The sequence below is a fragment of the uncultured Phocaeicola sp. genome (genome assembly GCF_948499155.1).
GTDB classification, from domain to species: Bacteria; Bacteroidota; Bacteroidia; order Bacteroidales; family Bacteroidaceae; genus Phocaeicola; species Phocaeicola faecalis.
Genome location: NZ_CAOOSE010000001.1, coordinates 79,701 through 99,470, shown reverse-complemented (window position 1 = coordinate 99,470; position 19,770 = coordinate 79,701). Strand labels below are relative to the sequence as shown.

General features: G+C 38.7%; 21 protein-coding genes and 2 pseudogenes. 21 read left to right on the top strand and 2 right to left on the bottom strand.

Features of this window, described 5'->3' with window-relative positions:
• Positions 1–232 precede the first annotated feature (232 nt).
• From QYT14_RS00455 to QYT14_RS00360, 20 genes and pseudogenes are all read left to right on the top strand, one after another.
• Positions 233–406, top strand: coding sequence for a hypothetical protein (locus QYT14_RS00455; RefSeq protein ID WP_237471276.1), 174 nt, complete (start codon positions 233–235; stop codon positions 404–406).
• 21 nt (positions 407–427) lie between these two features.
• On the top strand, positions 428–613 hold the full coding sequence (locus tag QYT14_RS00450) for a hypothetical protein (protein WP_229056143.1): 186 nt from the start codon (positions 428–430) through the stop codon (positions 611–613).
• Positions 573–1,229, top strand: coding sequence for a hypothetical protein (locus tag QYT14_RS00445; RefSeq protein WP_237471275.1), 657 nt, complete (start codon positions 573–575; stop codon positions 1,227–1,229). Before QYT14_RS00450 ends, QYT14_RS00445 begins: the two co-directional genes overlap by 41 nt.
• A gap of 471 nt (positions 1,230–1,700) precedes the next feature.
• Positions 1,701–2,720: a DUF3871 family protein gene (locus QYT14_RS00440; RefSeq protein WP_237471274.1), complete on the top strand. Its 1,020-nt coding sequence runs from the start codon at positions 1,701–1,703 to the stop codon at positions 2,718–2,720.
• An 88-nt stretch (positions 2,721–2,808) separates the two neighbouring features.
• Positions 2,809–3,255, top strand: coding sequence for a JAB domain-containing protein (locus tag QYT14_RS00435; RefSeq protein ID WP_237471273.1), 447 nt, complete (start codon positions 2,809–2,811; stop codon positions 3,253–3,255).
• Positions 3,256–3,405: 150 nt separating this feature from the next.
• Positions 3,406–3,993: a tyrosine-type recombinase/integrase gene (locus tag QYT14_RS00430; RefSeq protein WP_237471272.1), complete on the top strand. Its 588-nt coding sequence runs from the start codon at positions 3,406–3,408 to the stop codon at positions 3,991–3,993.
• 611 nt (positions 3,994–4,604) lie between these two features.
• Positions 4,605–5,180: a hypothetical protein gene (locus tag QYT14_RS00425; protein ID WP_237471271.1), complete on the top strand. Its 576-nt coding sequence runs from the start codon at positions 4,605–4,607 to the stop codon at positions 5,178–5,180.
• Positions 5,181–5,200: 20 nt separating this feature from the next.
• A complete protein-coding gene (locus tag QYT14_RS00420) occupies positions 5,201–5,689 on the top strand; it encodes a hypothetical protein (protein WP_288324040.1) in 489 nt (162 codons plus the stop codon).
• 15 nt (positions 5,690–5,704) lie between these two features.
• Complete coding sequence (locus QYT14_RS00415; protein ID WP_237471269.1) at positions 5,705–6,205, top strand: hypothetical protein; 501 nt, start codon at positions 5,705–5,707, stop codon at positions 6,203–6,205.
• Positions 6,206–6,208: 3 nt separating this feature from the next.
• A complete protein-coding gene (locus QYT14_RS00410) occupies positions 6,209–6,610 on the top strand; it encodes a lipocalin family protein (protein WP_237471268.1) in 402 nt (133 codons plus the stop codon).
• On the top strand, positions 6,607–7,491 hold the full coding sequence (locus QYT14_RS00405; RefSeq protein WP_237471267.1) for a penicillin-binding transpeptidase domain-containing protein: 885 nt from the start codon (positions 6,607–6,609) through the stop codon (positions 7,489–7,491). The genes QYT14_RS00410 and QYT14_RS00405 overlap by 4 nt, the downstream gene beginning before the upstream one ends.
• A gap of 200 nt (positions 7,492–7,691) precedes the next feature.
• The gene (locus tag QYT14_RS00400) at positions 7,692–8,282 is read left to right on the top strand and encodes a hypothetical protein (RefSeq protein WP_237471266.1); all 591 of its coding nucleotides are present in this window, start codon (positions 7,692–7,694) and stop codon (positions 8,280–8,282) included.
• 166 nt (positions 8,283–8,448) lie between these two features.
• Positions 8,449–8,625: pseudogene (locus tag QYT14_RS00395) on the top strand (GGGtGRT protein); the annotation flags it as partial.
• Positions 8,626–8,961: 336 nt separating this feature from the next.
• The gene (locus QYT14_RS00390) at positions 8,962–9,252 is read left to right on the top strand and encodes a type II toxin-antitoxin system prevent-host-death family antitoxin (protein ID WP_237038160.1); all 291 of its coding nucleotides are present in this window, start codon (positions 8,962–8,964) and stop codon (positions 9,250–9,252) included.
• Positions 9,240–9,515 (top strand): Txe/YoeB family addiction module toxin, encoded by a 276-nt coding sequence (locus tag QYT14_RS00385; protein ID WP_237038161.1) that lies wholly within the window; start codon positions 9,240–9,242, stop codon positions 9,513–9,515. The genes QYT14_RS00390 and QYT14_RS00385 overlap by 13 nt, the downstream gene beginning before the upstream one ends.
• Positions 9,516–9,625: 110 nt before the next feature.
• Positions 9,626–9,769 (top strand): annotated as a pseudogene (locus QYT14_RS00380) (GGGtGRT protein); the annotation flags it as partial.
• A gap of 107 nt (positions 9,770–9,876) precedes the next feature.
• Positions 9,877–10,104, top strand: coding sequence for a type II toxin-antitoxin system prevent-host-death family antitoxin (locus QYT14_RS00375; protein WP_288324039.1), 228 nt, complete (start codon positions 9,877–9,879; stop codon positions 10,102–10,104).
• 1,078 nt (positions 10,105–11,182) lie between these two features.
• Entirely contained in the window at positions 11,183–12,055 is an 873-nt protein-coding gene (locus QYT14_RS00370) for a VIT1/CCC1 transporter family protein (protein WP_237038169.1), read from the top strand.
• Positions 12,056–12,188: 133 nt separating this feature from the next.
• Positions 12,189–16,211 carry a glycoside hydrolase family 2 TIM barrel-domain containing protein gene (locus QYT14_RS00365; protein WP_288324038.1) on the top strand — a complete coding sequence of 1,341 codons (4,023 nt, stop codon included), beginning with the start codon at positions 12,189–12,191 and terminating at the stop codon, positions 16,209–16,211.
• Between the two features lie 167 nt (positions 16,212–16,378).
• Complete coding sequence (locus QYT14_RS00360) at positions 16,379–17,539, top strand: 6-bladed beta-propeller (protein ID WP_288324037.1); 1,161 nt, start codon at positions 16,379–16,381, stop codon at positions 17,537–17,539.
• A 17-nt stretch (positions 17,540–17,556) separates the two neighbouring features.
• Here QYT14_RS00360 and QYT14_RS00355 read toward each other — a convergent pair whose 3' ends face one another.
• Positions 17,557–18,084 (bottom strand): TlpA disulfide reductase family protein, encoded by a 528-nt coding sequence (locus QYT14_RS00355; protein WP_288324036.1) that lies wholly within the window; start codon positions 18,082–18,084, stop codon positions 17,557–17,559.
• Between the two features lie 27 nt (positions 18,085–18,111).
• Positions 18,112–18,501 (bottom strand): DUF2721 domain-containing protein, encoded by a 390-nt coding sequence (locus QYT14_RS00350; RefSeq protein ID WP_005936838.1) that lies wholly within the window; start codon positions 18,499–18,501, stop codon positions 18,112–18,114.
• 82 nt (positions 18,502–18,583) lie between these two features.
• On the opposite strand from QYT14_RS00350, the gene QYT14_RS00345 reads away from it, so the two are divergent.
• The gene (locus QYT14_RS00345; protein ID WP_288324035.1) at positions 18,584–19,753 is read left to right on the top strand and encodes a DUF3843 family protein; all 1,170 of its coding nucleotides are present in this window, start codon (positions 18,584–18,586) and stop codon (positions 19,751–19,753) included.
• Positions 19,754–19,770: the final 17 nt, after the last annotated feature.

Sequence of the window (19,770 nt, the reverse complement as noted above, 5' to 3'; positions counted from 1 at the left end):
AAATGTTGCATCGGTAAAATTAGAAAGTCCAGATTTATATAGTCTGGATTTTCTTCCGAAAAAGAACCCAAGTAAACAGATTGACTAAGCTCTGAATGGTCTAAAGTCTGATTATTAAATGTGTGGTCTTATCATTAGTTCCCCACTCGTGGATTTACTACTTTTACAGTACCGCAGACAGATAATCCCACCACACAGATTGACGAACTACAAACTATTCAGAATATCTAAAATGGAAGAATTTACTTATGAGCAGATAAGGGCTAAGGCTCTTAAACAAGGAGTGAAAGATAATAAAGTTCATATTGGATTATGGGCTAATCTTAATAACTATCTAAAGACAAAAAGAAAGAAAAATGGAAAGGTTACTACCTATTATATATCATTGCAGAAGTTGGCTTATTAACTCATTAATATTTAAACTGATATGATTATTCATTTACCAACAGGGAAAAAGTTCCACAACAGAAAGGAAGCCAAGATATACTTTGGAACTGCCTACTATTATAAGATGGAACGAGAGAAGAAAGATTTAGTGTTTACTAATAATGTTCAATCAGCTACTAATGAATATGAAGATACCCCAAAGACACCTGCAAAGCAGGACAAGTAACATTAGGCAGGACTATGCCACCATTAATAAGTCAATAGTGGATAAACTCAATCCACCCAATTTGTACAGGTTCTTCTGTCTGTCCTTATATAGAAATGACTATTATAAGGTCAGATGGAGAATTAAGGATTTAGCCAAACGGACTGGAGAGGAAGAAACTGCACTAAAGAATTTCAATAAAGACATAGAAGTAGTGTTGGTCAGAAAGAAATACTCTGTACCAATCAACCACCCTATATATGAATTTACAATGAGAAGCCTTTACTGCATCCCACCAATAGACCATCCCAACTTTATAACACTATCCTACCTCTTTATGAAAGTGAATTTGGATATTAAAGTGAAAGGCTATTATATCAAGCTCCTATTGATAGCAGAAGATAACAAGATATTGCTTTCTTCTAATAAGTTGGCTGATAAATTGGGAATGGGTAAGAAAAATATAGAAAGTTACAATCTGGATTTATATGGTGCTGGTCTATTGAAATATTTACCTAAAGGGATAGAACTTACTCCAAAGGAACTTCTATTAGATAATGATATAGCCAAACAACGTAAGGAGTGGAATCCAATCAACTCAAAAAATGTGGTTAAGATAGGCTTCAAGTCCAAATAACAGGCAAGCAGGATTTTTCGTACTGTTTATTATTATATTAATAGATGGTACGAATAATCCCAAGTCTGCCTTAAATCCACTTTATAAGCGCATAAAGTCTGTTTTTTAAGTTGGGTACAACATTCAAGGTGAAAAATGGATTTTATAGCCCCAATTCTCAGAATGTTGTGCGAAATACCATACCACTATTTTAGCCCCCTCTCACCAAGTAAAAGGAAAATGAGAATTGATAGATAGCCACCCACCCCCTCAACCATTATAAATTTTACTATTCACCTCACATCATTCATGGACTTCTTAAAGAGATACACAATACAGACATAATGGTAATATAGTCTAATTGTAATATCACTTAAATGTAATTCATCGAATTGTAGTGAAGTAAAAATCGTTATGGAGCAATCCAAAGCGATATGAACTTTACCAATTCCAGAGTTAAATCAATCAATAATCATTTAAACAGTTATCATTATGAGAAACTTAGTCATTATGCCAGCTATGGCACAGAACCGTGAGAGAATGAATTTGGATGAGTTTGCAGAAGAAGCAACCATCATCATGGACGAACCTGTAAGACCTGCCAACCATTTCATTGAAGCCAACACACAGGAAGTTACTTTGCATCATCTAAAGCATGACTGCATTACACCTGTGTTCTCTAAAGACAACGAACTGACCATTAACCATGCTGCATTTGTGGAAACCATACAGGATGCAGCCCAATCATTCTTTAGTGGTGAGAGAGTGGAACAGGCAGATATTCGTGTGAGCCACATTATTAAAGGCAGAATCCCTGAAGCTATCCACAAACCTGCCAATCAACTGTTGGAATCTGACAAGACCATTTATTATGAAAGGGCAGCTTTCAGCATTGATATTCCTACCATTTATGAAACGGTTGGAGGAAACAAGCTCAATCTTTCTATCGTAGGTGTGAGGGCTTATAATCAGATGAACTTATACAGCAAAAAAGTGCCAGAGTTGTTCAGATTGGCTATTGGCTTCAAGAACCAAGTTTGTTGCAATATGTGCATCTTCACCAATGGCTACAAGGACGATTTAAGGGTGAGCAATACAAGTGAACTCTATCGTGCAGCGTTGGAACTGTTCAACAACTACAATCCAGCCAAACATCTTTATCTGATGCAGCAATTAGGCAACACTTCCATGAGTGAACACCAATTCGCACAGATTATAGGCAAGATGCGACTTTACCAATGCTTGCCAACAGGCTATCAAAAGGCACTGCCAAGAATGTTGCTTACAGACACACAGATTAATTCTGTGGCTAAGGCATACATTCACGACAATAACTTTGGCGGCTTTGGAAGTGAGCTTAATATATGGAAGTTCTACAACTTGCTTACAGGAGCCAACAAGTCAAGCTATATTGACAGCTTCTTAGACCGTTCCTTAAATGCTACTGAAATGGCAACAGGAATCAATGCGGCTTTACATGGTGACGAACGATATAAGTGGTTCATTGATTAAATGGGCTTATTGATTGAGAGGAGAAAGGGCAGCTATTCAGTTAGTTGTCCTTTCTTTATTTCTACCAACTTATTAAATATCATACAATATGAATATAGATTATACTGTGGGCGAAGTGGAACTATCCTACAAACCCAAATTCAAAAACCTGCATAAGATTGTCAGTTCTGAGGACGCTTATAAATACTTGCTTCCTACATATAAAGAGGGTACAATCTGTTACAAGGAATATTTCAAAGTCTTATTCCTAAACCAAGCCAACCAAGTTTTAGGCTATACGCTCATATCAGAGGGCGGAATTACTGAAACGTCTGTTGATGTCAGAGTAATTCTACAAGCCGCATTACTTACCAATTCAATGGCTCTTGTTCTTGCACATAACCACCCAAGCGGTAATCTAAGACCAAGTAGGCAGGATATGGAAATAACTAAGCAAGTCAAAGAAGCAGCAAAACTTATAAGAATTACAGTAATAGACCACCTCATTCTTACAGATGCAGGATATTACAGCTTCTCTGATGAAGGACAATTATAATAAGGTAAAGGACATTCAATTTCCAAGTTGGGTGTCCTTACCATATTCACTTCTACTATTAGTGAATGTTCCTTTAGTAATCAATGAGTTAGTAAATCCAACTCAGAATTAATATTCACTTCTATTCGTTTCATTATAAAACAGAACATTATGTCACTCAAATATTCAAGCACAACGGCAGACTATCTTATATGGTCTGATGCAATGAACCTCATAAGAAAATTGGCAAAGGATGAGAATTATAAAATCTCACTCCTTATAGCTTTGGGATGCTTCACAGGATTAAGAATATCTGATATTCTATCTCTAAGGTGGAAGCAGATATTAGGTGCTGACAAGTTTACAGTAATTGAGAAAAAGACAGGCAAAGTAAGAACTATCAGACTGAATCCCCAATTACAGGAACACATTAAAGAGTGTTACGAGCATATAAATCCAATTGGAATTAATGCACCTATCTTAATAAGTCAAAAAGGTACTATCTTCACTGTTCAGAGAATTAACATCATTCTTAAAGAGGTGAAGAAGAAGTACAGGCTAAAGATTAAGAACTTTAGCTGCCATTCTCTTAGAAAGACTTTTGGTAGGCAGGTCTATAACATGAACAGCGATAATGCAGAGTTGGCATTAGTAAAGCTGATGGAACTGTTCAACCATAGTTCTGTTGCCATTACTAAAAGATACTTGGGATTAAGGCAGGAGGAAATCTTACAGACTTATGACTGTTTGAGCTTCTAATGACAGGCAGGACAAATTTAGAGTAAGGTTAGTCCTATATACCCCAATCCGAATTTGTCCTACTCTTAAATTCAGACGGAGAAATTAACTTTAGCTTTATAAATCCATGTGGGTAGCAATTTCTAAAATTCACTTCTTATAAGGGGAATTTTCATTTTGATACCCACATGGATTTACAGAGCTTAGATGCAAATCTTATTAAATTTCCCATTCAGAATATGTTTGAGGGCAGAAAAGCTACTATTTATCCTCACTCCATGCTCATTAATTTAGAACCTTTCGTTATCTTTGCACCAATTCCAATGAACTAATGTGTTAGGGAGTTGGAAGGACATATTTAACGAAAGGTGTTATTGAAATTATCTTCGTAGTAAAATTCTCGCAAAATTTTATTTGGCATGAAGATGATAGCAATAGCACCCCACCATTTGATATATACCTACCTTATTTTATAAGGCTTTAGATATTGTCAAAATTGGTGTGGGTTGCTATTGTTTTATCCATGCCAAGGCAATGCGAGAAGCCGTACTACAGGATAAGACAAATATAGTTCCCACACCTTTTTTATTTATGGCTTACCATAGGGAACAGGTAGGAATAATATTTTAATTATGAAGCACAGATTGTTACTATTCTTATCAATGCTGCTTATAACGACTTATATCAGTGCCCAAAGTGAAATTACAGGATTCTTGGGAATCAAATTGGAAGATAAACCTTATGTAGCCATAGACAAGCTAAAGAAAAGATATTCCAATGTAGAATGGAAGCATCCTTGCATCCATATAAAAAACATTACATTCATTGATACCAAATTCAACGACTTAGTTATAACCTTTAAAAGTGAAAGGCTTGTAGAAGCTACATTCTCATTATTAGAAAATACTTTTGTGGCAGATAATCCTTTTAGGGACAAAAGTATCTTTCTGAATGAAGCCAAGTCCAAGCAAAATCAAATTATAAATAAGTTCACACAGACATTTAACAGCTTAGGAAACGCATTGTGTTCTAAATATGGTAACCCAACAGTTTCTTCTGATGGTAATGCAATATGGAGAGACAGGAACTCTAATTCTATAACCCTAAATGTCATTCTTAATAATTCACAAGATGAAATTGGAGCACATTTCAGCGGCAAATTAACAGTTACATATAGAACAACAACTACAAATAATGATGAATTTTAAGAACTTAATAATATATAACGATGAAGAATTTTAGACTATTAGCAATCTCATTATTGGTTGCATTATGCACAGGATTCAGTTCTTGTACAAAGTCTGTAAACGAGCAAATGGATTTAGCGGAAGCTCAATTCATCAAAGAGTTGTCTTATATGACTGAAAAAGAAGCATTGTCTAAAGAAATAGATTATTATAAAGCTCCAGAAATCACATATAAGGAACATACAAGGACTCTAACAGGAAAAGACTTAATCCATGAATGCAATCAGATAATGGAAGAAGATAATAATAAAGATTACACGCAATTTGGACCAACTTCATTTAAAATAACAAGAAAGGTTGCTGATATAAAAGCGTATGCGTTAGAACATCCAAATGAAATTATAGCCAATGAATTTAAATTCAGTGGAATATTCACCCATTTTGGAGCTAATAAATATGACGAAAAAAAAGCTATTGTAATTGTAGTTCCAGAATTAGAAAGATACATCGTTACACCAATTTATAAATAATAAAATTCCATATTTATGAAAAAGTTATCATTGATAATTCTATTTGTGATAATCCCTATCACTTCTTTTTGTCAAACCTATTTCAGTTTTACCAAGTGCATAAATAATTACTGGGGTGAATGGGAATATTCTAATCCTTACAAGACAATTGATGGAGGATATTTGCTTAATGGAACATATGACGAATTTATCATTTATGCTTATGACAAACATCCAAGTCAATACATAATGAAAGTAAAGTTGTTTGCTATGAGTGTCGATAATGACAAAAAGGCTAAGAAGCAAAGAATCAAGGCAGACCAATGGTACGAATATACAGGTACTGTAGAATATTACACAAATGGATTATGGGATAAATTTAAAAATATTGTAAATCAGTGGCCTTATGTACCAGATGCATCTTATGGCGAAGTCCATACTGTTTCTGCTACCATAAAGATTCGACCATATAAAAAGAACCCAAAAGTTTACAATATCTTTTTTGAAGAATATGGCATTGGCATAAATTTAGATTAAAATATGAGAACAATCATTTCTATTATTATTTTTTGTTTGTGTTGTACCATTAACGCTCAAACAAATAAAACAAGTAGCAACTTGCTATTGGGAACTTGGACATTCATAGATAATGAGTCTGAGAAAGCTGATGACTGTTTTACCAAACACCGATTCATCTTTCAGCAAGATAACAAATGTTCATATTGGCATGATATAGGTAAAATAAGTACAAGAAAGTCAAATTACCATAGACTTATCTTTGAGGGAGTTTATAATTATCAAGACACAAAGAAAGAAATAATCATCTACATTGATGGAAATAAGGATGATATATTAAAGATGATAATTATAAAATTATCAAATGATATTCTAATCATATCTGACGAGGCAGGAAACCAAATGAATTTACGCAAAGAACAATGAAGAAATTATTCATAAATTCGTGCATAGTACTTTCTATTTTAGCATCATGCAAATCCAAACAGCAGGAAAATAAACAAGTTTCCACCATAGACAGTACTTTACAAATTAAAGCCACCTCTATCTTAGAGAATAAACTAACAGAACTTAATGCCTTATCTGGGCAAGCTATCGTTATGGAAGTTCAGACAGGGCATATAAAAGCTATCGTGGGACTTGAAAGGAAAGACAGTGCAAACTACCAACCTTGTGAGAACTTCTCCCAAACATACGAATCAGCATTGATACAACCTATATCCATATTGGCTGCATTAGAAACAGGTAAAATCAAATTAACTGATACGGTAGATGTTGGTGATGGCATTTATATTTGTAAGGGAGATACCATCAAAGACCATAATTGGCATAGAGGTGGATATGGCAAAATTACCATCAAACAAGGATTAGCAAGCAGTTCTGAAATTGCTGTTTATAAAGCAATGGAAGTGGCTTTTAATGGTTACACCCAAGCATATTACGACCAATTAAAGGAAATAGGCATTAGTAATTTTAGCACTCCCCTGCAAATGCTTACTGCCTACAATTCCATAGCGAACAATGAGAACAATCAAGCCAATATTGACAGTCTGAAACAGGCATTGGAATATGTGGTAACTGATGGCTTAGGACAACCTGCCAAGTCTGATAAAGTACAAGTAGCAGGTAAGACAGGAACAGTACAACTTGAAGATGGAAGCTATATTATAGAGTTCTGCGGCTATTTTCCTGCCAATGCTCCCCAATATTCTATTATTGTTTCTATCCATAAAGAGGAACTTCCTGCAAGTGGTGGATTGATGGCAGGTGATGTGTTTAGGCAAATAGTTGATTATATAAACGAATAACAATCTAAAAGAGCAGCATTTGAGGAAACTCTTATGCTGTTTCTTTTTTTAGCTACTACATTTCTAAAGAATACTTCCCATATAGCCCCCATTCACTAAAATGTTGCAGCAAATTATTGCGGTTTAAAGGAGAATGACTATCTTTGTCTTAAACTCATAATCACTTGATTTATGGAATATATTAATGAATTTCACAGGCAATGGATAGAGCGCACTCGCCAATCTATAACCTCTTGGAGCAAGCAGCCTGCATCGCCAGAAGAAGTAAGGAAGCAACAGGAAAAACTGAACCAACAGAGAGCTATAAGAGAGGGCAAACAGAAGAACTGATAAAGTTTGCCGATGACAACGGTCTATGGATTGACTTATCACACCTCAACATTACTTATATGGATAGAGGTGGTGAGAATGAAGTGTTCCATGATGGTAATGTGTCTGTTGTAAAACTGAACAACTTTGAATACGCAGGAGATGATTTGGAGAACTTCTTCATCCGCATTGCTGCACACAACAAGTTCTTTGGCAATGTCCCTTATCAGATGATAGGCTTTGCTTACAACAGCCAACAGGAATTTTGTGCAGTCCTTGTACAACCTTATATATTGGCAGAACGGGAAGCTACAGAAGATGAGATAGCTGCCTATATGCAAGCATTAGGTTTTGAAATGGACTATTACGACGAATACCACAACTCAGATTATGAAGTGTTTGATGCAGTACCCAATAATGTGCTTTATGGCATAGACGGAGATTTATACTTCATTGACACGCAGATTAGATTACGGTCTTAACTCCATTAGGAGTACTCTCATCTAAAGGGTAACGCACAGGCATTTGCCCATGATGCAGCCCTTTTTGATAATTCGTTCTTTTATTTACTAACAAGGAGTTTACACATTGCTATTATAGCATTGATTAATAACTGATTGTAAAGACTTACAGGGATGCAGTGTCGCCGCTTCTTACGGTATGACCGACACTATGGGCCGTATGCACTCAGACGCTCAGTTCGCTGGTTCTTCATCAGTTCCCGCTCACGTGGAAATGATGGGATTCCTGGGTATCGGTAACAACCCGATGGTAGGATGTACAGTGGCTTGTGCGGTTGACGTTGCTACTGCTTTGAGCAAGTAATTTAAACAATTACAATATATTGAAATCCCTGTAACTCTATGAGTTATGGGGATTTTTATTTTAGTTACACTGCAATGCTTATCTCCTATTCTGATACTTATTTCCTCTTGCTATTCTTTTTATAATTGATTGTAATTGGGTGATGGCATCCAACATGCCCAATTAGGAGATAGTGAATACGCTTGGTTCTTGGACTGAGTGGATTGTGGATTGTTGATTGAGAGAGGAAAGGGCATCATTAAGTTGGTGTCCTTTCTTTATATCTAATAATTAACTAATTAAATTTGCAAGTACGCATATAAGTACATACATTTGCATTAAATAGAAGGAGGATATATGAGAACAGCTAACTATACAGATTTGAGAGCGAACCTTAAAGGTTACATTGATTCAGTGATTGATGACTATGATACTGTAATTGTCAATCGTGGTAATGGTAAAGGAGTAGTGATGATTTCCCTTGATGAATACAACTCATTAAAGGAAACGGAATATATAATGTCGTCACCCGAAACGATGGAAGCCATACGTCAGGGGGAAGAAGATATTAAGAACGGCAATTATTTTGCCCAGAATGATGGAGAAAGCATAGAAGACTTCTTAAAGCGAGCATCATGTACAGAATAATATTATCTGACCAAGCACGGAAGGAATATCTATACTTCGCACAGAGTGGCAATAAAATAATTCTGAATAAGATTACGGCTTTACTGAATGATATTGCAGAGCATCCTTATACTGGGATTGGGAAGCCAGAACCGCTAAAATATGAATTGACTGGTAAATGGTCAAGGAGAATCACCTCAGAACATCGTCTTGTTTACTCTGTAAATGATGACAGGGTAGAGGTTGATATACTCTCAATGAAGTACCATTACTCCAAGAAGTAAACCAACTCTTACATATTATTAATCACAAGGGCAGCTATTAAGTTAGTTGCCCTTTCTTTATAATATTCACTTCAGGATTAAGAATATCTGATATTCTAACTCACTAATTATTAGTATCAGACGCTCAGTTCGCTGGTTCTTCATCAGTTCCTGCTCACGTAGAAATGATGGGATTCCTGGGTATCGGTAACAACCCGATGGTAGGTTGTACAGTGGCTTGTGCGGTTGACGTTGCTACTGCTTTGAGCAAGTAATTTAGACAATTACAATATATTGAAATCCCTGTAACTCTATGAGTTATGGGGATTTTTATTTTAGCCAGCAATAGGTCATATCTTTGCGTAAAACAAAAGGAGGATATATGAGAACAGCTAACTATACAGATTTGAGAGCGAACCTTAAAGGGTACATTGATGCGGTAATTGATGACTACGATACAGTAATAATTAATCGTGGTAACGGGAAAGGAGTAGTAATGATTTCCTTGGATGAATACAACTCGATAAAAGAAACTGAATACATCATGTCGTCACCTGAAACGATGGAAGATGCTCCGTTTTTCCGGTTATCCGCTTATGCTTTCCTATAGTCTTTATCAGACAAGCCTTTCCATATTGCTTCACCACGACGGTGGTTAGATTTAACCACAGCGGTGGTTAGAGTTATCCACGACGGTGATTAGAGTTAACCACGGCCGTGGTGAAGCAAACTTGAGCTTAAATGAAAAACTTAAGCGATGGATGAAGATAAAAACATGTACTTTCAAAGGCAAGAGTAGATTGTGCTCCTATTATATTCATTGTAAATCTTTCGATGGTGACTTACTTGCTCTCAATTTACGTAAAGAACACCCTGATATTTGTAGTTAATCTATGATACAGTTCCTATAATGTATAATAAAAGAATAAACATTTGGAAAAGCGTTTCCATTCTTATACTTATTAAAAAGATATTCGAGCTTTTAGCTCTTATTCTCTCAATCTGAAAACCGCCAATTTGAAGTCCATGAGAATAAGTAGATGAAGGTTCACGCTCTATCGGGCGTGGACTGTTCTTACTTATTTGTGGACGAAGGTGCTTGGCGGTTCCTCAGATTGAAAATAGGTAATGAATGGTTCCGCCTTTTTTATTGCACTATGATACACATCGGGAAACTTCCTTATCTTTAATGTACAGATTCTGACATAACGCAGAAGTCATTTAAAGCATCTCCGGACTCATCGTTATAATCTGAGTTCCCCTCTAATCCGTCAATCGCTCCTCCCCCCGCCCAAAGGGGCTCCGAGCCGGCTGACGGATTATTCCATTTATTCATTTTTATGTGATATCCTATTAACAAACTGCCCATCAGCCAACATTTAAATAACGGTATAAACCAAGACCAATAACCGTGAACAATATAACATGGGAAAAGCATGATATAGAGGGAATTTATATCATGGCAAAATCTAAAGATGAAGCAAAGAATTATAATAATGTGCTCAGAGAAGGAGCCGATTATTAAATGTATATCCTGTTCAGCTTCCCGCCTTTCCTCTCTGATTCTGACGAAGGAATGATGGAAATAAAAGAGAATAAAGGAATATTTTATAAAAAGCCTGCCTTATAAAGGCTATTATATGGTTTTCAATCATTACCTTTACAGAATTTAAAAAAACTCTATGAATATGAATTTAGACAAGCATATCATTAAAGAATTTCTGTCTTTCCAGAAAAACGAAATAACAGAAAGCATAGTTTATACTCATTTGGCTACCATTGAAAAAGACAGTACAAACCAAAAGATAATGCAACAGATAGCCTTGGAAGAAAAGCAGCATTATGAAGTATTAAAATGCTATACGGGACAGGACATACGCCCCGACCAAAGAAGAATTTCCAAATTTGTCTGGCTGGCCCGCCTGTTTGGAGTTACTTTTGCAATCAAACTAATGGAAAGCAGCGAAATAAGTTCATACAAAGGATATGCCCGATATCCTGAAATGGCCGATTTAGTGAGGCTGGCACAAGATGAAGAAATACATGAAGCCAAACTGATTGGACTTATCAATGAAGAACGATTGGAATATATGGGGTCGGTAGTGCTGGGGCTGAATGATGCATTGGTGGAATTCACAGGTGCACTGGCCGGTTTCACGCTTGCGCTGAGCGATTCCAAATTAATAGCCCTGACAGGAAGTATAACAGGCATTGCCGCAGCACTCTCTATGGCCTCTTCCGAATATCTGTCTACAAAATCGGAAGGCGGACAAGGAAAGCATCCTGTCAAAGCAGCCATTTACACAGGCATTGCCTATATCATCACCGTCGTGGCACTTGTCACTCCTTTTATTATTATAAAGAATGTGATAGCAGCACTCATCCTCATGCTGATAATGGCGTTATTAATCATCGCATTATTCAATTACTATTATTCAGTAGCGAGAGGGGAAAGTTTTAAAAAACGATTCACCGAAATGGCAGTCCTCAGCTTCAGTGTGGCGGCTGTCAGTTTTTTAATCGGCTATGCCCTGAAAACAATTACAGGGATAGAAGTTTAAATAAGCAGTATCAGTTCATAAGCTTTTTCCCATAATTTTCATATATATCTTAAAAAACATAGAAAATCGCCTTACGATCCGAATTATTATACTAATTTTGAACAAATTTATAACCTTAAGAACAAAACTTAATATGCAAAAATTAGCATTCAGTCTATTACTATGCTGCTTTACATTACAAAGCTATGCAAAAGTAGAACCCCTGAAAGGCTTTCATTATGCCTCGGAACAAGCTCCAAAAGGGAACGAATGGGAATCCCCTGAAAATGTGGCGCTGAACAAAGAACAACCTCATGCCTATTTCTTCTCTTTCCAAGATAAGGCAAGTGCACGGAAAGTATTGCCGGAAAACAGTGCTTACTGGCAATCATTGAATGGAGACTGGAAATTCAATTGGGTTCCAAATCCGGAAGAACGACCCAAAGATTTCTACAAAACAGAATTTGATGTTTCAGGATGGGATAACATTCCGGTTCCTTCAAGCTGGAATATTTATGGTATCCAAAAAGACGGAACACAAAAGTACGGAACCCCTATCTATGTGAACCAACCGGTTATTTTCCAACATAAAGTGGCTGTGGACGACTGGCGCGGAGGTGTAATGCGTACACCGCCCAGCAATTGGACTACTTTCAAAGCTCGTAATGAAGTAGGCTCTTACCGCCGCGAATTTACAATTCCTGAAGATTGGAACGGAAAAGAAATCTTCATCAACTTTGATGGTGTGGATTCATTCTTCTATCTTTGGATAAACGGACAATATGTAGGTTTTTCAAAGAACTCACGAAATACTGCCAGTTTCGATATCACCAAATATCTGGTGAAAGGCACTAACGTGGTAGCTGTTGAAGTATACCGTAGCTCGGACGGTTCTTTCCTCGAAGCTCAGGATATGTTCCGCTTGCCGGGTATTTATCGTACAGTCGCTTTGCAGGCTGTACCGCAGTTGCACGTACGCGACTTGGTTGTAACTCCCGACTTGGACGCAACTTATACCGACGGTGAACTGAAAATCAATGCAGATATCCGCAACCTCGGAAAGAAAGCTGCCAAAGGCTATTCTATGGTATATTCATTGTATGCCAACCAGTTGTATTCCGACGACAATACCGAAGTGACCAATGCCGGTATCACAACTCCGGTAGCAGTGGTGGAAGCCGGTCAGGAAATAACTGCCGAAACAATACTGAAAGTACAAAAGCCCAACAAATGGTCGGCTGAGAAACCGTACCTTTATACATTGGTGGGAGAACTGAAAGATAAAAAAGGACGTACCCTCGAAACTGTTTCTACCCATATCGGTTTCCGCAAAGTGGAAATCAAAGACACTCCCGCATCGGAAGATGAATTCGGATTGGCCGGACGTTACTATTATGTAAATGGTAAAACGGTAAAACTGAAAGGTGTAAACCGTCATGAAACCAATCCGGGTGTAGGTCACGCCATCACCCGCAAAATGATGGAAGACGAAGTCATGATGATGAAACGTGCCAATATCAACCATGTGCGTAACTCTCACTATCCGGATGACCCGTATTGGTATTATCTGTGTAATAAATACGGTATTTATCTGGAAGATGAAGCCAATATCGAATCACACGAATATTATTACGGAAAGGCATCTTTGTCTCACCCTATCGAATGGCAGAATGCTCATGTGGCACGTGTGATGGAAATGGTTCACGCCAATATCAACAATCCATCTATCGTTATCTGGTCTTTGGGAAATGAAGCCGGTCCGGGCCAAAACTTCGTAGCGGCTTATGATGCGTTGAAAGTTGCCGACAAATCTCGCCCTGTTCAATATGAACGTAACAATGACATTGTAGATATGGGTTCTAACCAGTATCCTTCCATTTCATGGGTACGCGGTGCCGTGAAAGGTGATTATGACATCAAATATCCTTTCCACATCTCGGAATATGCACACTCTATGGGTAATGCTTGCGGTAACTTGATTGATTACTGGGATGCTATTGAATCTACCAACTTCTTCTGCGGTGGAGCTATCTGGGACTGGGTAGACCAGGCTATGTATAATTATACCAAAGATGGCAAACGTTACTTGGCATACGGTGGTGACTTCGGCGATACTCCAAACGACGGACAGTTTGTAATGAACGGTATCGTATTTGCCGACTTGGAACCGAAACCACAATATTTTGAAACCAAGAAAGTGTACCAGCATATTGGTGTAAAAGCTATTGACGAAAAGCAAGGCCGCTTCGAAATCTTCAATAAATACTACTTTAAGGACCTTTCGGAATATGAAATCAGATGGGCTTTGTATGAAAACGGCAAAGAAGCAGAAAGCGGTGTTCTAAATACTGAAAATATCGCTCCGCGCACCCGTGTTCAGGTTACGATACCTTACAGATATAATAATCTGAAAGCCAATGCTGAATATTTTATAAAAGTTCAGTTTGTATTAAGAAACAATATGCCATGGGCTGAAAAGGGTTATGTAATGGCTGAGGAACAGCTTCCGGTTAAAACTGCTACCGGTATCGCTCCTATCAATGAAGTAACGGACGGCAACGGAAAGCTTGTAATGGCAAAACAGTCAGACCCGCGTTTCTCTACCATCAAGGGTGACAACTTTGAAGCTAAGTTTGACAATGAAACCGGAACAATCTATAGCCTGAACTATGGCGGTGAAACCATTATCGCTGACGGCAATGGTCCGAAACTTGACGCAATGCGTGCTTTCACCAACAATGACAACTGGTTCTATGCCAGCTGGTTCGAATGTGGTTTGCACAACCTGAAGCATCAAGTTACCGCTTCTAAGGTTATCAACAGAAAAGACGGTGCTATCGTATTGTTCTACACAGTAGAATCTCAAGCTCCTAATGCAGCCAAGATTCTTGGCGGAACTTCAAGCGGTAAAAACAGTATCAAAGAATTGACCGAAAAACCGTTTGGTGAAGACGATTTCAAATTCACTACCAACCAGGTATGGACAGTCTACCGCGACGGCTCTATCGAATTGCAGGCAAGCATCACTTCCAATCGCCCCAATCTCGTATTGCCACGTTTGGGATATATAATGAAAGTGCCTCAACGCTACGAAAATTATACATACTATGGCCGTGGCCCGATTGAAAACTATCCTGACCGTAAAGTGGGACAGTTTATCGAAATACACAAATCTACCGTTGCCGACCAATTTGTGAACTTCCCGAAACCGCAGGATATGGGAAATCATGAAGATGTACGCTGGTGTGCATTGACAGACAAAGCCGGTAAGGGAGCTGTGTTTGTGGCTACAGACCGTCTGTCTACTTCAGCTTTGCAGTATTCAGCACTCGACCTGACATTGGCAGGACATCCTTATCAGTTGCCGCAAGCCGGTGATACTTATCTGCATCTCGACCTTGCCGTAACCGGTCTGGGTGGTAACAGTTGCGGACAGGGTGGCCCGTTGATGCACGACCGTGTATTTGCCGGACAAAATAATATCGGTTTCATCATTCGCCCCGCTGCACAGGATTTATCGGCTGCCGCACAAGTGGCTCCTGCCGGTGACATTCCTTTGACTATTACCCGCGGCCGCACTGGTATGGTAGAACTTTCTTCTATCGACAAGGATGCTTCTATCCTTTATACTATCAATAAAGAGAAGAAGGCCAAACAATATACCGAACCGATTTCAATGCGTGACGGAGGTACTGTTACAGCTTGGTTTGCCAATAATCCTTCCATCAAATCCAGCGTAACTTTCAAGAAGTTGGAAACAATCCAGACCGAAGTGATATATGCCAGCAGCGAAGAAGTGGACGATGGCGATGCCAAGAATCTGGTAGACGGTGACCCCACTACATATTGGCACAGTATGTATTCTGTAACCGTAGCCAAGTATCCACATTGGGTAGACCTTGATGCCGGTGAAGTAAAAACAATTAAAGGATTTACTTATATGCCCCGCCAAGACAGCTATAACGGTAATATCAAAGAATATTCCATCCACGTAAGCATGGATGGCAAGAACTGGGGCGAGCCTGTTCAGAAAGGAACATTCGCCGGTAACAGAGATGAAAAGAAAGTCATCTTCAGCCAACCGGTGAAAGGACGCTATATCCGGTTTACTGCGTTGAGCGAACAGTATGGACAAGATTATGCATCGGGTGCAGAACTTACCATCCTTGCTGAATAGCAAATTACGTTCCGATTAATAAAGAGAAAGATGTGTCAAAATGATAAATTGCTTCAGTTTTGGCACATCTCTCTTTTTTGATAAACTTCCATATCTATTCTACGTAAACGATTGGTACAGTTCAACCGATTATCTACATTTGCAGGTACCTACTTAAACAAATAAAAATGAAAACACACATCATTATCTTATGGATTACCGCTTTTGGAATGACAGCCTGCCATTCCCATCCGCAAGCTGATACCGCTGAGGAGACAATCCTACAAGACACCATACCAATACTAGACTTTGCCTCAGCAATCAACAAAGAAGTTCCAGATACGTTCACATGGAATAGTGTGGCAAAGAAGATTACTTATATCCCCCTCTCCTCCTCTCATCTTATGGACGGACACCCTACGATAGACTATCTGGGTGATGACATGTGCATCATTTCGGAAGGAAAGGAGCAATGGATACATCGTATCGATTTTAAAGGTAACTTTTTAAGTAGTTTCCGACATATCGGAAACGGCCCCGGAGAATATGCTTGCCTATCTTCCGTGGTCTATCACCCGAAAGACTCCACCATTCGCATTTTTGATAACGGAAGCCATAAATACATTATATATAACAAAGAGGGAAAACTGTTCCGTGAAATCAATTTGGTCGATTCCGAGTTGAACTACCTGCTGCATGCGGAAGGAGACACTTACTTTTGTAGCGGTAGCTTCAGCAAAGGAAAATCAGAAATCATTGTGTCGGATACCGCGCTACAAGTAAAGTCTTCCATTCTGCCTTTTAACCCGACTGCCGATTATGTCACACGAGGAGGCATCATGCTGACAACAAGCGTAGAAGAATGCGGTCCGGAACTTTGCCTGTTCAATCATGTTTATAGCGACAGTGTTTTCCTGCTCACTCCTGATGGACTGAAACCGGAACTTATCCTGCGTAAAGGCAAGTACGCACCGTCATTGGATGACGTAAAGCAATTTATGAAGTGGAATAAAAATGATTCTTTTATCAAACGTATCTCCATCAAAGCTTTTCCCGGATATTACCTCATACAGTACTCGTACAAAGACAAGGCTTTTGGTGAGATATGGAGCCAAGAAACCCACCAAATTGTTTCAAGAGCCATCCTGACCCGGCCCGATATGTTTTCCTCATTAAAAGGAATTCCCTATCGTTTTCCTTCGGGTGCAGTTATCAAGTTATTGCCGGCCTGCATCAATGGAAACAGAATGGCTTTCTTTATTCCGGCAGATGAAGCGAAAGGTGAAATACCGGACGTAGAGATAAGTGAAGACGATAATCCGATAATAATGATATTGGAACTAGAATGATTCGCTTTTTCACCAGTTTAACGTAAGGACGCATCATTTATAGCTGCAACCAGTTCATCATAACCGGCCAAAGGGTTATCGGTAAAGACTTTTCGGATAGTCAGTTCCGCATCAACTATATAGATACGGGGTATGCCCGATTTAGCAAAAAGATGATAGACAGTCCGGTCTTCCTGAGCAGCATAAGGAAACGTCAAATGCTGCTCCTGCCAATAACTGGCAATAGACGCGGCACCTTCCGCCCTGCTGATTGCAAGCAAAGGCATCTCCCGGTAATCCTCATATATTTGTTGTATCACAGGAAGTTCCTGACGGCAATCTTTGCAACCGGTGTTAAAGAATACGATAACGGAAACCTTTCCCCTCAAGCTTTCATTGGTCACGACTGTCCCGTCATTCATGGTAACACCAAACACAGGCAACTTGTCTCCTGCAACCAACTCTATACTTCCTGTATCGGAATCATCACCGTCCGAAATACAAGAAACCAGCGCCATACAACTGCACAGCGCTATAAAGAATATACTATCTATTAACTTTTTCATCGATTTTTCTTTTCTGCAAAAAATAAATCAAGAATCCATATCACTCAAGTGAATTTCCAATGCCTTGACCGAGATATAAATCTCACGGACAGAAATGCCCAACGATATAATGAGCAATATAAGTGCCAAGCCAAAAATATAAACCGACACCATATACAACTGTATGTACATTAAAAACATACTCACCACACATAATAACAGGCTGCCAATACCGGTCACTTGCATAGCGCGGGTCAGATAAAGACGTTTCCGCAAATTAATGATTTGAGCGGCCGTGACTGCCGAATGATTCTCACGATACTGATCTTTCAACGTACGGACAAGCTGGGCATACGACAAAAAACGATTGGTATATGCCAACATTATCAATGATATGGCAGAGAACAGCAAAGCCGGAGTGGTTAAATCTATTTCCATTTTTTTCAATATTTCAAAGTTTGTATGATGCAAAGTAAAACAAAAACGGATATCTTTGCAATGAAACCAAATAAATAATAGAATGCAAAAAGCAAACTTGTATATAAAAGACTGGCTGTCTATCCATCCATATACCCGACAGCAGCCCTCTGACAACTATTTTGTGGAACTGGCAAACCGCCTTTTCCATATTTGCCCCTTACATGAAATACCCGAGGCATTTAAAAAGAAAATCTGTCTGTATACCGCAGCCTATCTGGAAGATGTCATTTCGGGACTGGGACTTTGGCAATCTTTCGTCAACAAACATTCGGAACTTTACGGAACCGCACTCCCCTTCTATACGATAAATCCCGGTTATATCAAAGATGAAATCAATGAGGAGGATATACGTTTCATTATCTGGAACACACTCGAGAAAGCCCCTTACCCGCATCCTTACATTCATCCGATGGAGCCTTCCATCCGGCAAACAGCCAAGGCATTCTTCGAGATATTGGATGAAGAATACGAAACTGCACCTGCGAATGATGCACTGACGAAGTATTTTATGAAGTTCAGAGACAGAGTTGAGGCTGAGCACAAACTATTATGGCTGTTCGGACACAATTATCTCACCGAACCCTCTGTACAGGAATACATCGCACAAGTAACAGCTTCCGACAAATACATCATACCCTGTGGCCCGATGGCACTCTTTTTATATGAATGGATTGATTCATTAACCGACCATCAAACCGAAGACTGGCAGCAGATAAAAGGACTTTACCCTGATGTTCCAACTTTATCGGATGAGATAAAGCAACGAAACCGAACCACTTACGAACTTTTTACCAAAGGTACAAACGGAGCACAAATAGTATATTTGAACGGATATGAAGAACTGCATCATTTCCTGACTCAGATATTACAATGGCCGGATGACGACAATCATACACTCCCGCAAATGAAGGAACACCGAAACTTCATCATGATGGCCAATCCGGAAAAAGGCATTCTATTGGCCAATGATATATGCGAATGCATCACCGACCCATTAAATAGTCTATACGACCGGGAAGTTGCTATCAGAGAGGCCTTCAACCTGCTGACAGTACCCACTAAATGTCCACCGGACTTGCTTGAGTATTTAATCAACAACCATTATATTCCTGATGCACAGTTGCCGGAATATGGAGAGAAAGAATTAGTGGAAAGAAATGCCGACTTCATAGCTCGCCATGCACTATTGTACTACTATAGGGGAGATTAACTTCTCCCCCCATTTCT

What these genes read in the sequence shown, in the direction of transcription:
- QYT14_RS00455 (WP_237471276.1), top strand. Translation starts at nt 233, where the DNA reads ATGGAAGAATTTACTTATGAGCAGATAAGGGCTAAGGCTCTTAAACAA.
- QYT14_RS00450 (WP_229056143.1), top strand. Translation starts at nt 428, where the DNA reads ATGATTATTCATTTACCAACAGGGAAAAAGTTCCACAACAGAAAGGAA.
- QYT14_RS00445 (WP_237471275.1), top strand. Translation starts at nt 573, where the DNA reads ATGAAGATACCCCAAAGACACCTGCAAAGCAGGACAAGTAACATTAGG.
- QYT14_RS00440 (WP_237471274.1), top strand. Translation starts at nt 1,701, where the DNA reads ATGAGAAACTTAGTCATTATGCCAGCTATGGCACAGAACCGTGAGAGA.
- QYT14_RS00435 (WP_237471273.1), top strand. Translation starts at nt 2,809, where the DNA reads ATGAATATAGATTATACTGTGGGCGAAGTGGAACTATCCTACAAACCC.
- QYT14_RS00430 (WP_237471272.1), top strand. Translation starts at nt 3,406, where the DNA reads ATGTCACTCAAATATTCAAGCACAACGGCAGACTATCTTATATGGTCT.
- QYT14_RS00425 (WP_237471271.1), top strand. Translation starts at nt 4,605, where the DNA reads ATGAAGCACAGATTGTTACTATTCTTATCAATGCTGCTTATAACGACT.
- QYT14_RS00420 (WP_288324040.1), top strand. Translation starts at nt 5,201, where the DNA reads ATGAAGAATTTTAGACTATTAGCAATCTCATTATTGGTTGCATTATGC.
- QYT14_RS00415 (WP_237471269.1), top strand. Translation starts at nt 5,705, where the DNA reads ATGAAAAAGTTATCATTGATAATTCTATTTGTGATAATCCCTATCACT.
- QYT14_RS00410 (WP_237471268.1), top strand. Translation starts at nt 6,209, where the DNA reads ATGAGAACAATCATTTCTATTATTATTTTTTGTTTGTGTTGTACCATT.
- QYT14_RS00405 (WP_237471267.1), top strand. Translation starts at nt 6,607, where the DNA reads ATGAAGAAATTATTCATAAATTCGTGCATAGTACTTTCTATTTTAGCA.
- QYT14_RS00400 (WP_237471266.1), top strand. Translation starts at nt 7,692, where the DNA reads ATGGATAGAGCGCACTCGCCAATCTATAACCTCTTGGAGCAAGCAGCC.
- QYT14_RS00390 (WP_237038160.1), top strand. Translation starts at nt 8,962, where the DNA reads ATGAGAACAGCTAACTATACAGATTTGAGAGCGAACCTTAAAGGTTAC.
- QYT14_RS00385 (WP_237038161.1), top strand. Translation starts at nt 9,240, where the DNA reads ATGTACAGAATAATATTATCTGACCAAGCACGGAAGGAATATCTATAC.
- QYT14_RS00375 (WP_288324039.1), top strand. Translation starts at nt 9,877, where the DNA reads ATGAGAACAGCTAACTATACAGATTTGAGAGCGAACCTTAAAGGGTAC.
- QYT14_RS00370 (WP_237038169.1), top strand. Translation starts at nt 11,183, where the DNA reads ATGAATTTAGACAAGCATATCATTAAAGAATTTCTGTCTTTCCAGAAA.
- QYT14_RS00365 (WP_288324038.1), top strand. Translation starts at nt 12,189, where the DNA reads ATGCAAAAATTAGCATTCAGTCTATTACTATGCTGCTTTACATTACAA.
- QYT14_RS00360 (WP_288324037.1), top strand. Translation starts at nt 16,379, where the DNA reads ATGAAAACACACATCATTATCTTATGGATTACCGCTTTTGGAATGACA.
- QYT14_RS00355 (WP_288324036.1), bottom strand. Translation starts at nt 18,084, where the DNA reads ATGAAAAAGTTAATAGATAGTATATTCTTTATAGCGCTGTGCAGTTGT.
- QYT14_RS00350 (WP_005936838.1), bottom strand. Translation starts at nt 18,501, where the DNA reads ATGGAAATAGATTTAACCACTCCGGCTTTGCTGTTCTCTGCCATATCA.
- QYT14_RS00345 (WP_288324035.1), top strand. Translation starts at nt 18,584, where the DNA reads ATGCAAAAAGCAAACTTGTATATAAAAGACTGGCTGTCTATCCATCCA.